At 57.3% G+C, this 15,587-nt stretch carries 13 protein-coding genes; 11 read left to right on the top strand and 2 right to left on the bottom strand.

The genetic code is table 11. The features are described from left to right. The first annotated feature begins 9 nt into the window (after positions 1-9). The 6 genes from ETAA8_RS11450 to ETAA8_RS11425 all read left to right on the top strand — a co-directional run bounded on the left by ETAA8_RS11450 (position 10) and on the right by ETAA8_RS11425 (position 6,868). On the top strand, positions 10-1,479 hold the full coding sequence (locus ETAA8_RS11450) for a DUF1501 domain-containing protein (protein WP_145088149.1): 1,470 nt from the start codon (positions 10-12) through the stop codon (positions 1,477-1,479). 95 nt (positions 1,480-1,574) lie between these two features. After that, positions 1,575-2,813: a DUF1552 domain-containing protein gene (locus tag ETAA8_RS11445; protein WP_145088148.1), complete on the top strand. Its 1,239-nt coding sequence runs from the start codon at positions 1,575-1,577 to the stop codon at positions 2,811-2,813. Between the two features lie 20 nt (positions 2,814-2,833). Then, positions 2,834-3,244 (top strand): four helix bundle protein, encoded by a 411-nt coding sequence (locus ETAA8_RS11440; RefSeq protein WP_261343630.1) that lies wholly within the window; start codon positions 2,834-2,836, stop codon positions 3,242-3,244. 9 nt (positions 3,245-3,253) lie between these two features. Further along, positions 3,254-5,878, top strand: coding sequence for a DUF1592 domain-containing protein (locus ETAA8_RS11435; RefSeq protein WP_145088147.1), 2,625 nt, complete (start codon positions 3,254-3,256; stop codon positions 5,876-5,878). A gap of 5 nt (positions 5,879-5,883) precedes the next feature. Further along, complete coding sequence (locus ETAA8_RS11430; RefSeq protein ID WP_145088146.1) at positions 5,884-6,462, top strand: heavy-metal-associated domain-containing protein; 579 nt, start codon at positions 5,884-5,886, stop codon at positions 6,460-6,462. Positions 6,463-6,475: 13 nt separating this feature from the next. Next, positions 6,476-6,868, top strand: coding sequence for a YidH family protein (locus ETAA8_RS11425; RefSeq protein WP_145088145.1), 393 nt, complete (start codon positions 6,476-6,478; stop codon positions 6,866-6,868). Here the strand turns inward: ETAA8_RS11425 and ETAA8_RS11420 are convergent. Next, a complete protein-coding gene (locus ETAA8_RS11420; protein WP_145088144.1) occupies positions 6,860-9,220 on the bottom strand; it encodes a Kelch repeat-containing protein in 2,361 nt (786 codons plus the stop codon). The two genes, ETAA8_RS11425 and ETAA8_RS11420, sit on opposite strands and share 9 nt — an antisense overlap. A gap of 34 nt (positions 9,221-9,254) precedes the next feature. Beyond that, on the bottom strand, positions 9,255-10,235 hold the full coding sequence (locus ETAA8_RS11415) for a sialidase family protein (RefSeq protein ID WP_145088143.1): 981 nt from the start codon (positions 10,233-10,235) through the stop codon (positions 9,255-9,257). A gap of 133 nt (positions 10,236-10,368) precedes the next feature. Here ETAA8_RS11415 and ETAA8_RS11410 point away from each other — a divergent pair, with 133 nt between their 5' ends. From ETAA8_RS11410 to ETAA8_RS11390, 5 genes are all read left to right on the top strand, one after another. Continuing rightward, positions 10,369-10,581 carry a hypothetical protein gene (locus tag ETAA8_RS11410; RefSeq protein ID WP_145088142.1) on the top strand — a complete coding sequence of 71 codons (213 nt, stop codon included), beginning with the start codon at positions 10,369-10,371 and terminating at the stop codon, positions 10,579-10,581. A 6-nt stretch (positions 10,582-10,587) separates the two neighbouring features. After that, positions 10,588-10,773 (top strand): hypothetical protein, encoded by a 186-nt coding sequence (locus ETAA8_RS11405; protein WP_145088141.1) that lies wholly within the window; start codon positions 10,588-10,590, stop codon positions 10,771-10,773. Positions 10,774-10,865: 92 nt separating this feature from the next. Next, complete coding sequence (locus tag ETAA8_RS11400; RefSeq protein WP_145088140.1) at positions 10,866-11,339, top strand: hypothetical protein; 474 nt, start codon at positions 10,866-10,868, stop codon at positions 11,337-11,339. Positions 11,340-11,460: 121 nt separating this feature from the next. After that, the gene (locus tag ETAA8_RS11395; RefSeq protein ID WP_145088139.1) at positions 11,461-14,097 is read left to right on the top strand and encodes a PSD1 and planctomycete cytochrome C domain-containing protein; all 2,637 of its coding nucleotides are present in this window, start codon (positions 11,461-11,463) and stop codon (positions 14,095-14,097) included. A 32-nt stretch (positions 14,098-14,129) separates the two neighbouring features. Further along, positions 14,130-15,581, top strand: a complete 1,452-nt coding sequence (locus tag ETAA8_RS11390) for a DUF1501 domain-containing protein (RefSeq protein WP_145088138.1) — start codon at positions 14,130-14,132, stop codon at positions 15,579-15,581. The last annotated feature ends 6 nt before the right edge of the window (positions 15,582-15,587 follow it).

The raw sequence follows: 15,587 nt of genomic DNA, 5'->3' as shown, positions 1-15,587 counted from the left end.
TTGCATGTTATGAAATCTCCCTCACCCTATCACCCCCTCACCTTGTCACCCCTTCCGCGCAGGAACTTCCTGAAGGCAGGGCTCTCAGCAATCGCGCTTGGGGCGATGCTCGCGCGCGATGGTATCGTGCAGGCCAATCCCGCTGAAGAATGGCAGCCACCGACCGGCAAGCCACACTTCGAACCGAAGGCCAAGAGCGTGATTTGGCTGTTCATGAACGGCGGCGTCGCGCACATGGAGTCGTTCGACCCCAAACCGGAGCTGACGAAATATGCGGGCAAGGCGATCAACGAGACGCCGCACAAGGATGCGCAGAATCCGGAGAAGTTGAAACTGGCCCGCGTCACCGTCATTAACGATGCCAACGGCCAGCAGCGCAACAAGCTCTATCCGCTGCAAGTCGGTTTTAAGAAGTATGGCCAGGCGGGAATTGAACTGAGCGACTGGGTGCCGCACGTGGGCAGCTGCGTCGACGACATTGCCATCATTCGCTCGATGTACACGACCGACGACAATCACGGGGCACAGACGCAATTCCACTCGGGCCGCCACATGCTCGATGGCGAATACCCTACGCTCGGTGGCTGGGTTCACTACGGCCTGGGTTCGATCAACGACAACCTGCCGCAATTCATCTCGCTGGGGAAACGCGAGTACTGGAACGCCAAGGACGGTCATTATCTCGGGCCCGCGCACGACGCAATTCCGGTTCGCGTCGACCCCAAGAACCCGCTCGACTTTGGCAAGCCCGCCAACGGTCTCACTGCGACCGAGCAACAAATCGGCTTCGATCTGGTCGGCAAGTTAAATCAATTGAAAGCGACGCAGTACCCGAATGATGCCTCTCTCAGCGCGCGAATCAAGGCTTACGAGCTTGCCTATCGCATGCAGACATCGGTTCCCGAGACGTTGAATCTTGATATCGAAACGAAAGCGACGCAGGAGATGTACGGCATCAACGATCCGGCCACGCGCGACTTTGGCATGCAAATGCTCGCCACCCGCCGCTTTGTCGAGCGCGGCGTCCGGTTCATCCAAGTACAACACGGTGCCGGCGGCGCGGGAGCCTGGGATGCCCATAGTGGGCTCAAGACCAATCACAGCAAGAATTTTAAATCGGTCGATAAGCCCATTGCGGGTCTGCTGAAAGACCTCAAGCAGCGCGGACTGCTCGAATCGACCCTCGTCGTCTTCGCCAGCGAGTTCGGTCGCACGCCCGGTTCACAAGGGGCCGACGGTCGCGATCACCACATCTATGGCTTCTCGGTTTGGATGGCAGGTGGCGGTCTCAAGGGTGGCATCGTCCATGGCGCGACCGACGAAATCGGCTTCCACGCTGTTGAGAATCGGCATTACGTCACCGATATTCACGCTACAATCCTGCACCAACTGGGGCTCGATTCGCGCAAGCTCGAAATCCCCGGCCGCAAGCGTCTCGATATCGATCACGGCAAACCGATCCGCGAGATCATGGCGTGAGATTTTGGTTCGTAAGAACCTGCTCCCTCTCCTCGGTACTCCGGGGTGAGGGAGCCATACGACCAGGGCCCAAAGAAACCAAACGAGAGACCAACATGCCCAAACAACTCGATCGTCGTGCATTTTTGCGTGGCACGGGCGTCGCTATGGCGCTCCCCTTCTTGGATGCCATGCGTCCGGCATTTAGTGCTGAGAAAAAGGAAGTGCCCCGGCGCATGGTAGCCATCGAAACGAACATGGGCATTTTGCCGCAGTTCTTCTTTCCCGAGCAGGCGGGCCGCGATTACACGCTCACACCATATCTCGAAAAGTTGGCCGCGCATCGGAAGAACATGACCATTTTCTCCGGCGTCAGTTTGCCGGGAGTCACCGGCGCGCATGCAGCTGAGAAATGCTTTCTCACCGGCACGCCGCATCCCGAGCGCGGCGGCTTTCGCAACTGGGTTTCGCTCGATCAATTCGCTGCCGAACACATCGGCAATCGCACGCGTTATCCATCGCTGGTCCTGGCCAACAGCAATGAGGGCAGCACGCTGAGTTTTACCCGCAGCGGAGCCCCCATCTCGGCCGAACGAAGCCCGAAGAAGGTCTTCACGAAGCTGTTTGTCCAAGGCAAGGCCGACGAAGTGGCGGCCAACGTCGAAGCGCTCAAGCAGGGTCGGAGCATGCTCGACTTCGTCGGCGACCAATCCAAGCGGCTCAATCGCAGCTTGTCGAAGTCCGACCAGCAACGGATGGATCAATATTTGTCCTCGGTTCGCGAACTCGAACAGCGACTGCACAACAGTGAAGCCTGGGAATACAAACCGAAGCCGCAAGTGAGCGTGCCAGCGCCCGAAGATATCGAAGACCAAAAGGAATTCGTGGCCCGGACGAAGCTAATGTTCGACGTCATCAAGCTCGCCATCGAGACTGATTCGTCGCGACTGGTCTCGCTGTTCATCGATACCGTCGTAATTCACAACATCACCCACCACGGCAATCGCCCCGAAGTAATCGCCGAACTCCGTAGCAAAGAAGAAGGGCAATTCGCTGTCCTCAACCAGTTCCTTACTAGCCTGGCCGAGACCAACGAAGAAGGCGAATCCTTACTCGACCGCAGTATGATCCTCTACGGAACTTGTATGGGCAGCGCCAACTCCCACTCGAACGTCAACCTGCCCGTCCTGCTCGCTGGCGGCGGCTTCAAGCACGGCCAGCACTTGGCATTCGATCAGAAGAACAACTACCCGCTTAGCAACCTCTACCTCAGCATGCTCCAGCGTCTGGGCGTAGAAACCTCTGAGTTCTCGACCTCCAAGGGGACCATGCGCGGCCTGGAGATGCAAGGGTGATAAGGTGAGGGGGTGATAAGGTGACAGACGAGCATTCACCGCGCGCGAAAATTCGGAATCACTATGACTTGGATGTTTATCGCCAAGCGATGGACGTGGCGATGAAACTGTTTGAATTGTCGCAGGGTTTTCCGAAAGAAGAGCGATACTCACTCACTGACCAGTTACGACGGTCGTCACGCAGCGTGTGTGCGAATCTCGCTGAAGCATGGCGCAAACGCCGATACGAGGCCCATTTCATTGCCAAGTTGTCCGACGCCGAGACAGAAGCAACAGAAACCCAAGTCTGGATTGAATTCGCGGTGAAATGTCGATACCTCGATCGTGATACCGCCACCAGTTTTTACCAATCATACGACCAGATTATTTCCACGCTCGTTGGCATGATCCACCACTCCGATACTTGGATCATTCGCCAGCCAAACGACTAGCCAACCCTCATGTACTTTTTTTCCCGCTTCATCACTTTGTCACCCCCTCACCTTGTCACCTTGTCTCTCCTTCTGGCAAGCGCGAACGCGGCCGAATCTACTACTGCGTTCTTCCAGGCTCACTGCCTCACCTGCCACGATGCAGACACAAAAGAAGGCGGGCTTGATCTATCGTCTTTTAAGCAAGACTTCACCAACCGAGACAATTTTGCCCGTTGGGTGAAGATCCACGACCGGATCGCTTCGGGAGAAATGCCACCCAAGAAGGAGTCTCGACCAAAGCCAGAAGACGTAGCCGCAGTTACGAGATCACTGCGCAGCAGGCTCCTCGCAGCGGAAAAAGAGAAGCATAAAGAGGAAGTCCGCACCGGCGTACGACGCCTGACGCGCGCGGAATACGAAAATACGATGCGCGACCTGTTCGAGATGCCGGGCATTGCCCTGCATGGCAGTCTGCCAGCCGATGGTTCGGCGCACGGCTTCGATAAAAACAGCGATGCGCTCGATATTTCGCACGTGAACATGGCCAAGTACGTCGAAGCGGCAGACCACGTGCTCGACATGGCGATTGCCACGCAGCCCGAACCACCGAAGGTTCAGAAGCAGCGAATTTCGCTGGCCAGCCATGTAGGGCACATTTTGAACAACGGCGATGCGGTGCTGCTGAAGAACAAACAGCCCGATCCAGAATATCCGCCAGCTGGCGAGCAGGGTCACATCGACCAGGGAGCCCACGAGCGGATCGGTTCGTTCAATCGCGATAGCAGCACGGGCGTGTTTCGCCACGAAGACGAATCGTTCAATCCCTACTTCCTCGAATTCGCCGCCATCTATCCGGCCAACTACCGCATTCGCGCTTCATTCTTCAGCTTTGGTTGGGACAAAGGGAAGGTCGTGCCGAATCGCGGTGTGGAAGCAGCCCGCCTCTCGGCCGTGCAGTTAAGTGGAAATGGCCGGCACGGTGGTCACCCCAGCTATGTGCTCGGTTACTACGATGCTCCTTCGCTCGAATCACAAGTGCACGAGTTTGTCCATTGGTTCAACTACAAAGAGACGATCGGCTTCAATGCCGCTTCGCTTGCTCCGGCGGTGAACTATAACCGCAAGGGACGGGCAATGGCCTTCACTGGACCGGGCATCGCCGTCGATTGGCTGGAAGTAGAAGGCCCGCTATATGACGTCTGGCCGCCGCGCGCTCACCGCTGGCTGTTTGGCGATTTACCACTTACCGAGTTCAAGCCGGCCGATCATCCCAATGTGCGCAAGCCGAATCGAAAACCGCTCAAGCAAGAGATCATCCGCGTCACCAACCGACCCGATCCAGTTGTCGGCATCTGGACCGTCCAGAGTAACCAACCGCTCGTCGACGCCGATCGATTGCTGGCCACGTTTTTACCTCGCGCGTTTCGTCGGCCGGTCGATGCCGAACTGCGGCAAGCCTATGTCACCAAAGTCGACGAACGCTTGCAAGCGGGCGACTGTTTCGAAGTAGCCATGCGTTGGGCCTATCGCGCGGCACTTTGCTCGCCCGATTTTCTCTACCACATCGAACCAGCTGGCAAGCTCGACGATCACGCGCTTGCTTGCCGGCTGTCGTACTTCTTCTGGAATTCGCTGCCTGACCAACACCTGACCACGCTGGCCGCTGCGAATGACTTGCACAAACCCGAAGTGCTTAAGCTGGAGGTTGAACGCCTGCTGAAGGACAAGAAGTCGGAGCGGTTTGTTGAGGATTTTCTGGGCCAATGGCTGAAGTTGCGAGCCATCGCCGCGAACGATCCCGATAAGAAGTTGTATCCCGAGTTCAGTCCCTATTTGCAGGACTCGATGATTGCAGAAACGCGGGCTTACTTCCGCGAACTGGTCGAGAAAGATCTTTCGGCCACATATCTCGTGAAATCCGACTTCGCCATGCTCAACGAGAAACTGGCCAAGCACTATGGCATTGAAGGTGTCAGTGGGCCGCGAGTTCGCCGCGTCGCGTTGCCGGCCGATTCACCCCGCGGCAGCTTTCTCACACAAGCTGCGATTCTGAAGATCACCGCCAATGGGACGACCACCTCCCCCGTGCCGCGCGGAGCCTTTGTCATGGATCGCATCCTTGGTCAGCCCCCGGAACCGCCACCGCCGAACATCCCGGCCATTGAGCCCGATGTGCGCGGCGCGAGCACCATTCGCGATCAACTCGATAAGCACCGGGCCGATGTTGCCTGCGCATCGTGCCATGCCAAGATGGACCCTCCCGGTTTCGCGCTCGAATCATTCGACGTGATCGGCGGTTTTCGCAATCGCTATCGTTCGATTGGCGAAGGGGACCCCGCGCCGCGCGGTTCGATCGATCCGTTCATCGGCATCAGTTTCAAACTAGGTCCGCCCGTCGATAGTGCAGGTATCTTGCTGGATGAACGTCAATTCCGAGATATTCGCGAATATCAGGCGCTATTGGCCGCCGATACGCCATTGCTCCTCCAAAACATGGCTCGCCAGTTCGCCATTTATTCCACGGGCCGCGATCTCAACTTCGGCGATCGCGAAGCTCTGGCGAAGATTGTGGCGAGCACCGAACAGCGTGGCGGTGGGATTCGCACCTTGATTCACGAACTGGTGCAAAGCGAATTGTTTCAAACAAAGTAGTTCACATGCGTTGCTTTATACTGTTAATCACTGTTGCCGTTACCTGCCTGTCCGCCGCTGCGCTGCAGGCTGCCGACGACGTGCCCGTCGAGCGCGCGCAATTAACCTTGCGTGTTACCGGACTGTTTGCGCCGGATCGCGAAGCGGACCTTCGCGAACTGATGATGCTCATTCCCGATGTGGCGCTCGTGAGCGTCGACTATCTTCAGGCCGAAGCGGTGTTTGAGTACGAGCCCAACAAGGCATTCGATAAAGCCAAGCCCGATAAGATTCCGGAACGGATCGATAACGCCATCCGCACCAACTCGCGCGGCACCTTTGGGGCGAAACCGCTCAGCGGACTGGCAAAAGACAAGCTGCAAAACGTCGACATTTCCGTCGTGGGCCTCGACTGCAAAGGCTGTGCGCTGGCTGCATACGAAAGTGTTGCCAAGGTCGATGGCGTGGAACGAGCAACCGCCAGCTTCAAAACGGGACTCGTTACAGCGAGGTTCGATCCGGCGAAAACCGACCGCGCCGCGCTTGAAGCGGCGCTGGTCAAGGCCCGCGTGGAATTGAAAAAGCCCTTGGAAACCACCCCTTAACTCGAAAGTCCCCGTGCCCGCCGAAAACGATCCCCGCGTCTTCTTTGCTGCCGAGCGCACCTTGCTTGCCTGGCTGCGCACTGGCCTGGCCGTGATTGGCGTCGGCTTTCTCGTCGCCCGCTTCGGGCTGTTTCTCAAGCTGATTCGTCAACCCAACGTCGATCATTCGCCGCCGGTTTTCTCGTCACTGATCGGCATTGCATTCGTGCTGCTTGGTACTGCGATGATCGGAATTGCAGCCTGCCAGCAAGTTCGCTTCTGCAGCGAACTCCCGGCCGACCAGCAGCCCAACCGCTACTGGATGAACTTCAGCGTGTGGATGGCTTCATTAGTCGCCGTGTTAGGCATCGCCTTGGCGGTGTATCTGTTCTGCAGCGCGTACCCCTTGCCCGTTTTGTTAAGGTAACGGGGTGAGTTTCAACTCGTCACTGACTCGCATTACTTGCACCGCGCCGGGATGCAGCTTGCACATGACGCCCCAGACGAGATCGCGAGCCGTATCGTATTGCAACCCCAGGTCCACACTGCTCCCCGCTTCCGGACGGTAAAAGAACTCGCTGCCAGGAACGTGGGCAACGCACCAGCGATTGTTGGCAACATCGTAAATTGCAAGCCGGTTCTGTTCGCCAAGATGATGCCCGAACAGTACCGCGTCGCGTTTGGGCAAAAAGACCGACTCACGGGCAAAGCGCTTTGAAGTGATCGCCTCGCGCCCCGCGGGGTCGAGCTTGCGGACTTCACCGCTGCGCAAATCGCACGACCAGACCTGGCCCGAGTGAACAATTCCTTTTTCACCCAAGGTGGTGGTCAATAGCAAGCGGTTTCGCTCCGAATCGAACGTGAGGGTGCTGCCATCGGTTTGTGGCAACGGTAGCGAATCTCCCGTGGTCGCCAATTCGTTCCAGCCATCCTTGCTGAGCTTCCATACGCCACTGGCAAACTGACTCTCCTTGCGATTCGTCCAGATCACTACCCCGGCCGGCGTCGTAACGAGGTAGCTGGTGTATTTGCTGCCGGCAAAGGGATTGTTGCGCAACAATTCCTCATGGGGCCAAACCCTGCGCTCGGGGTCGTACACATGCGTGTACTCGTTACGGATAAAGATGAGCCGGTCGCGAACTGGGTCATAGTTGTAAGCATGATAGTTGTGATTGCCCCACGGGCCGCCGTTAAATGCCCAGGGGCCAGGTCCCGATAAATCGTAATTGAAATCAAGAGCGAACTGCGGCCGATAGCTGATGCTCCAGCGCGCGGCGCGCGTATCGAAGTGGGCCACATCGTTGCCAAAGTAAGAACTGTGACCACCGCCAAGATGCAAAAACTGCTGGCGACTGGTGTCGTAGGCCACGGTGCTCCAACCGCCCCCTTGGCGATTCATCGGCCACTTGGGCGCGGCAACTGCTGTCCAGCGATTGGTCGGCAACTCCTCATAGAACCGTACTTGCTCCGAGAGGTTTGGAGTTGGTACATCAGCAGCGTACCAGGCTGGATCGTGCGACTCGTCGCGTTGAACCACCGTCCCCGCGGGTACGCCAAATTTAGCTGTCGCCGCAGCATCAGAATGGCTGACATCGAGTTGAATCAGCCAGGTGCGCGAATCGTTCTCATAACGGTTGCCGGTCGTCTTCGGCCCCCACCAGAGGAGTCGATCCTGGTCATCGACGGCAGCCACAGCGGCATCGACCGAAAAATGAGTGGGGCCTTTCTCTTCCAATCGTTTCACCAGCGACCACGCATTCAGACTGACATCGTATGTCCAGATTTCCAGCGGCAGCGGCTTGTAGAGCAGTGCCTGATAGGCCGTCGACGACGTGTACCCAACTCCACCGACGAGGGCCAGTTTGCCGCTTTTGGGCAAGGAGACAAGTGCATGCCCCAAGCGCGGCGCGGGAGCGACAACCGGTTTACGCTCGTGCCAGGTACGCGTAGCGCAGTCGTAAGTCCAAGTATCGCCATAGAGCGTGTCGAGACCATCGCCGCCGAAGAGTACGAGTTGCTTGGACTGGGGATCGTAGACCAGTGGAGACAGTGCGCGCGGTGGCGGCTGCACTTTCAAATCGAGTTGCCGCCATTCGTTCTTCTTCGTCGAGTAAACCCACGTTCCCGCATCGCCGCGCGATGTAGCCAACCCGCCACCGCCGAACAGCACCAGTTCCTGATTCAATGGATCGAGTCCGAGCGCCGACCAGTTGAGCCCTTCTTTCTCGCTTTTCGTCAGCGGCAGCGGAGCATTCGCAGGCTCAAGATTGCGCCATTGCCGACTTTCGATATGGTAGGCCACCGTTCGCCCACATAAGAGTGAATAAAGATTGCCATCCCACGGCGCAAGCTGGCCCTGATACCACATCTTCGCGTGCCGTTGCCAAGGACGGACATTTTGCTCGCTATCGAGCATCTCGAAGTAGGGCGACTTGAACTTGGGCGGCTGCACCGCACCCGTTAGCGGCCCCCACTTCTCGCCACCCGGAGGCAATTCATTCTCCCAGGTCTTGGTCGCAAGATTCAGCGACAGGACATCATAGGGAAACGGAGGTTTGTGGGCATGCGAAATGGTGCCACCAACCATCACAAATCGCTGCCTTGCTGCCGACCAGACGAGCGCAGGCGAAACACGCGGTCCCACTCCGCCCGCCACAATCTCTTGCCACTGATTCGGCGGTAACGCAGAAGCTTGATCTTGCGCGACTAAAGCGGGGCCTCTAACGACCGCGAGCAGCCAGGCAATCGCCAGCAAACACGAACAGGCTCGGTGCAACATGGTTCAACTCAGTGGAGGGCACATTGGTGAGATATCAGTTACTCGCAAGCTTCGCGAGTGGAATCGTCAGGAAGAACAGCCCGCGTCCTTCCTTCTCCTTGGCATCAACATCATAAAACACAACGCCAATCGTTTCGTCGTTAAGTTCGACGGTGCGTGGGCAAGCACGGCCGCCAATAGCGCGGCCCGGATTGTAATACTCGTACGTCTGGTCCCAAGTCAGGCCGTCATTGGTTGAAATCACATAGCGAATCCGCTCGCCGCCGAAGCCGGGACCAAGAATCTCCGAAGCAAGGAGCCAGCCATTCGATAGGCAGACGAGTTCGTGCCGCCAACCTTGTGTCTTGAGATCGGGGAACTTTTCGATTTTGCTCCAAGTCTTGCCCTTATCGGTACTCCGCAGTCCCGCGCCACTGATGAAAGTTCCCTGCGGCGTGCGGACGATGGGAGTCAGCCCGTGTACGCGACCATCGCCAAAAGATTCGTCCGTGGATGTAGAAGGGTGAAAAACCAGTGTGCGGTCGTCGAGCGAGAAGAGCCAGCTATCCGCACTTAATTCGACCAAGGGATGCCGGATCACGCTGCGAAGTTTTTCGTCGCGAGGTAACGCCTGTGGTTCTGCCCACGTCAGACCATCGTCGCTCGATACCGAATAGAGCACGCTGCGTGGCTCTTGTTCGTTAGTGTCCGTGCTCCAACGATTCCAGCAGTGAACGATTCGACCGTCCGCCAGGGTTGTGAGCGAGCCAGGGTAATAACTCTTTTTGACGGTATGCGCAAAGGCCGCCGGCTCCGACCAGGTCTTACCCGCGTCGGTTGAACGGCTGATGCGCAGGTCGCGATGATTTACCTGTCCGAAGGTGACGATCAGCGTCCCCTTTTTCGTGCGGCAAATGGCCGGGTGAATGTGTCCGCCTATGGGACTGCCGATCTTCACCAGTACCGGTTCGGCAGCTGACAGCGTGCCCAGAACGAGAGTAGTCATCAACAGGCAAACGGCAGAGCGTGCGAGCATGTTCCTTACTCCTGGCGAAACATTTGCTTTAATTTATTGGTGCTCACGATAACCGAAAGCCCAGCCACTGTCGTCTAAATACTACGCGGTTATTGAGTGCCTCGATCCAGTCGAAGATCACCAGGGAACTCTGATGCAGTCGTTCGACTCGCTCGAGCTCAATCGCCGCAATCTTGAGTTGTGGCAAAAGCTAGCTAAACGGTTCGATACACTCCAAGAACCAACCGAAGCCGAGCGTGCCCGCACTTCTCTGGCGGAAGTAATGCCCGGCGAAACGGAGGGACTGTCGCTGTTAGCCAAAGAGCGCGCGCGTCAAGAGCGTTGGAAGGACGCGCTCGAGCAGTAGATACAAGTGGCTAAGCTGCGGAAGCTGGAACCCACCGGTTTGCTCAACTCAGCGCGTGTTCAAATTCACTTGCAGCAAACCGAGGCTGCAAGTGCGACCATCAAGCAACTCGAAAGCATCGACTGGCCACTTCGCTTTCGCGTCGACCTGCAAAAGCAATTGCCGGAACTGAAAAAGGTCCCGGCAAAGTAAAATTGGCATAAAAAAGGAGAACGATTCCCGAGCCGGTATCGTCTTCTTTTCAGCTAGGAATTAACTGCTTACTCGTTTCGAGGCGAATCGTTATGTCGTTGAACGCAAAGTTGATCTGTGGCATCGCCACAGCATTACTGGCAATCGGAATTAGCGCCACGGCTCGCGCAAGTGACATACTTAAGGCCACTCCACAGGCTGAAGGGCAGCAGCAAGAGAAGTTTCCGGCGAATGTCGACCCCAAGCGATTTGAACGTGCGACAGTTGTGTTGCGGGCAAGACTCATGCGCCCGCTCGGCGGCGAAACAGGCGTGATGTGGTATCAAATGAAGGTGATCGACACTCTGAAGAACAATGCCGGTCGGAAGTTCGGGGCGACGCAGAACGTATTTACTTCGCAGCGGCCCAAGCCAGGCGTGCCTCGCGACCCAGGACCGCCCGCCGAAGAATGCACTATCTATCTCGAACTCATCACCGGCGGCACCGCAGCAAAGCCCGAACTTCTGTGGCGATTGCTCGATGGCAACACGGCCAGCGGTGTTAGCCATGTGAAGAAGGCGGAATAAATCAGCGGGCAAGCCAACAAGTTCAACGGGTCGCAAGTTTTTCTTGCAAGGTGACGGCGGGACGATGATAATTGATGTCTGATCCATCCCGCCCGCCATCATCCCACCTTTGCGGCTCCTTATGCCAACTCACAGGAAGTGCCTGGCCATCTTGTTCGCGCTGGCTGCGTGCTGCGTCGCACACGTAGCTATCGGTGCCGAGCCGTCCCTTACTTTCGAGAGAGACGTCCGGCCGATTTTGAAGAAGCATTGTTTTCAATGCCACGGCGAGGAAGAAGAGCTGCAGGGAAAGCTGGACTTGCGACTTGTTCGCTTGATGACCACTGGCGGCGAAAGTGGCCCTGCGTTCACGTCAGGCAAAGGCGCGGACAGCCTGCTCATTCAACGTATCGAACAAGGTGAGATGCCACCCGAAGGAAAGAAAGTAACGGCAGCCGAACTTGCGATTCTTCGCCAGTGGATCGACGAGGGAGCCAAAACGGCTCGACCGGAGCCAGCCCAGCTGAGTGAAATCACCGACGAAGAGCGAGCTTTTTGGTCGTTCCAACCAATTCGCGACACAGCCTTGCCGTCTGTTACAAATGCGGCGATCGCGCAATCTCCGATCGATTTGTTTTTGCTCAAGGAGCTTGAGAATAAGAACCTGTCGTTCTCGCCCGTCGCAGACAAGGCAGTTCTCGCGCGGCGCGCCTGGTTCACACTCTTGGGTCTGCCACCCACCGCGGCCGACATCGAAGCCTTCGTCAACGATCCTGCCCCCGATGCCTGGGAACGACTCCTCGATGGTTTGCTGGCCTCGCCTCATTACGGCGAGCGTTGGGCCCGGCATTGGCTCGATGTCGCCGGCTACGCCGATAGCGATGGCTTCAGTGAAAAGGATTTCGAGCGGCGATATGCCTATAAATATCGCGACTACGTTATCAGTTCGATCAATGTCGACAAGCCGTGGAAGGATTTCATCGTCGAGCAACTGGCCGGCGATGAGTTGCACAAGCCTCCTTACGCCTCGCTAACTCCGCAAGAGGCCCAGCAGTTGATTGCGACCGGCTTTCTTCGGATGGGCCCCGATGGTACGGGCGATACCGCACTCGATCAAGTTGTGGCTCGCAACGCTGTGTTGGATGACACGATTAAAATCGTCTCGACCTCGCTCCTTGGTCTGACTGTGGGGTGTGCCCAATGCCACAACCATCGTTACGACCCGATTCCGCAAACCGACTACTATCAAATCCGCGCAATCTTCGAACCTGCTTACGACGTGAAAGCGTGGAAAACGCCCGGCGCTCGACAGATTTCGCTCCTTACCGCTGCCGAGCGCCAACGTGTGAAAGACCTCGATGCCGCCATTTCGCATTTCAACCAGGAACGAGCTGCGGAAGTCGATAAACTCGTCGCCAGTGCGATTCAAAAGAAGCTGGACGAACTTCAGGAAGAAGAAAGAGCACTGGCTCGCGCGGCGCTCGATACGCCAGTGAAGAGCCGAACGGACGAACAAAAGAAACTGCTTGCCAGACACCCCAGCTTGAATGTGAACGTGAAGAATCTGGCTCAGTTTGAAAAGGCTCCTTTAGACGCCATCAATAAGAAGTACGCTGACGAAACTGCCAAACTCAACAAGAAGAAGCCGACTGAGAACGAGGCAGCGGTGTTGACAGAAGTTCCCGGCAAAGTACCCGCCACGCACGTCTTCTTTCGTGGCGATGTCCATTCTCCGCGCGCTCAAGTTCAGCCAGCGGAACTGACCGTACTGTTGCGAGACGAAGTAAGTCCGCTGGCAAAGATTCCTGTCGACGATCCCAAGGTGGCGACGACCGGGCGCCGTCTTGCCTATGCCAAATGGCTAGCCTCCGGCGAGCATCCACTCGTCGCCCGCGTGTTGGTGAATCGATTCTGGCTTCATCAATTTGGCCGCGGCATTGTGGCAACTCCCGGCGACTTCGGTTTGCTTGGCGCTCGCCCGACGCATGCTGAACTGCTCGACTGGCTGGCAACACGCTTCACGCGCGATGGCTGGGAACTAAAACGCCTCCAGCGATTGGTTCTTTCGTCCACCGCCTTCCAACAGTCGTCGGTCCGGACCGATGAACTCGATGCCGTCGATCCCGACAATCAACTCCTCGGCCGAATGCATCTTCGTCGGCTTGAGTCAGAAACCGTTCGCGACGCAATGCTCAAGGTTAGCGGTCGGCTGACGACGAAGCTGCACGGGAAACCGGTCCCAGTCACACCCGACGAGATTGGCCAGGTGATCGTCGGGGTTGATACGCGCGACGGTGCTGGTCGCTTTACGGGGCGAGCTGTTCCGCTGGGTGAAGAAGAATTTCGCCGCAGTTTGTATGTGCAAGTTCGCCGCTCGCTGCCACTTTCGATGCTGGAAACTTTCGACTCGCCACTGCTGACGCCGAACTGTGAAGTGCGCAATCAGTCGACAGCTGCTCCGCAGTCACTGTTGATGATGAACAACCGCTTTGTGCTCAATCAGGCCTCTTACTTGGCGAAGAAGATTCAGGCAGATGCCAAGGGGGATTTGTCGGCACAGATCGACGCTGCCTGGCAGGCGATCTATGCCGTGCGGCCTGATTCCGAACAGTTGACGATGGCGCGCGAGTTCCTTGTGGCTCAAGCGGCCGAGTTCGAGCAAGCTGTAAAGCCGGCAGCCGACGACCAAGCTAAGGAGCCTCCCAGCGCCGAGGTGCGAGCGCTGGCTAATCTCTGTCAGGCCCTGTTGGGTTCAAATGCGTTTTTATACGTCGACTAATTCCCTTGTTCCGTTGTGTCGGGATTGCCTCCATGGATCGTGAATCAATTCTTCGCTCGCAACGCCGGCACTTCGTCGCTCAACAGGCTGCGGGAATCGGATCGCTGGCACTGGCGTGGCTGTTGTCGCACGAAGCTGCCGCCGCTCCTGCGCCGCCGGCCAAACCAGCGCTCGAAAAGCCGACCTACGACTTGCGGCCGAAACAGCCTGCGGGTGAACCCAAAGCGCGAGCGATGATTTCGATCTTCATGCAGGGTGGCCCGAGCCATATCGACTTGTTCGATCCTAAGCCGGAACTCGACAAGCGCGATGGTACGGATTTTACTGGCGGCGGTATCAAGTTCGACAGCGTGGAACAGGCCAGTTCGCAACTGATGGCCAGCAAATGGAAGTTTGCTCCGCGCGGCGAATGCGGTATGGAACTTAGCGAGTTGCTGCCCAACCTGGGGAACGTGGCGGATGACATTACGCTGATCCGCTCGATGCATACCGGCGTGAACAATCACGGCCAATCGATCCTGGCACTCTGCAACGGCCGCACAATCACGGGGCGTCCCGCGCTGGGCTCGTGGCTTACTTACGCGCTGGGGAGCGAAAGCGATAATTTGCCCGCATACGTGGTGCTGACCGATCCGGCCAATCTGCCGGTCGAAGGTGTTTATAACTGGGCCAACGGCTGGCTCCCTTCGCTCTATCAAGGCACCGTCGTCCGGGCCCGCGAACCGCGGATTCTCAATCTCGACCCACCCAGTGATTCGTCGCCAGTCTCGCAGCAGCGTTATCTCGACTTCCTCGCCAACTTGAATCAACAGCACTTGAAAGAGCATCCGGGCGAAAACGACCTGGCCGCCCGCATCGCCAGTTATGAATTGGCTGCCAAGATGCAGACCGCCGCACGCGAAGCGCTCGACTTATCGCAAGAGACGGCTGAAACAAAGCAGCTATACGGCATCGATCAAACTGAGACTCGCGATTGGGGATCGCGCTGTTTGATCGCGCGCCGCTTAGTCGAGCGTGGCGTTCGTTTTGTGCAGATCTGCTCGGGGAATCAGAATTGGGACCATCACAGTGGGATTCACACCTCGCTGCCAATGCGGTGCAAGCAGACCGATAAACCGACGGCCGCGCTCGTGTTCGATCTCAAACGCCGTGGTCTGCTCGATAGCACGCTCGTCCATTGGAGTGGCGAAATGGGGCGCCTGCCTGTCATTCAAAAGGCGAAGAGCATTGGCCGCGATCACAACACCTACGGCTTTAGTGCGTGGATGGCGGGTGGGGGCGTGAAATCCGGACACGTGCATGGTGAGACTGACGAGTTCGGCCACAAGGCCGTTAAGGATGTCGTGAATCATTACGATCTGCACGCGACCATCCTCCATCTGTTTGGGTTGGATCACACCAAGCTCAACTTTGCTCGTCCCCAGGGAGCCGGTTCCCTCATTGATGGCCAGCCTGCGACGGTCATTAAACAGATACTGGCGTGATGGATG

The sequence above is a fragment of the Anatilimnocola aggregata genome, assembly GCF_007747655.1.
In the GTDB taxonomy this organism is placed as follows: domain Bacteria; phylum Planctomycetota; class Planctomycetia; order Pirellulales; family Pirellulaceae; genus Anatilimnocola; species Anatilimnocola aggregata.
The sequence above is the reverse complement of the archived record's forward strand: the minus strand, read 5'-3'. Positions and strand labels throughout refer to the sequence as shown.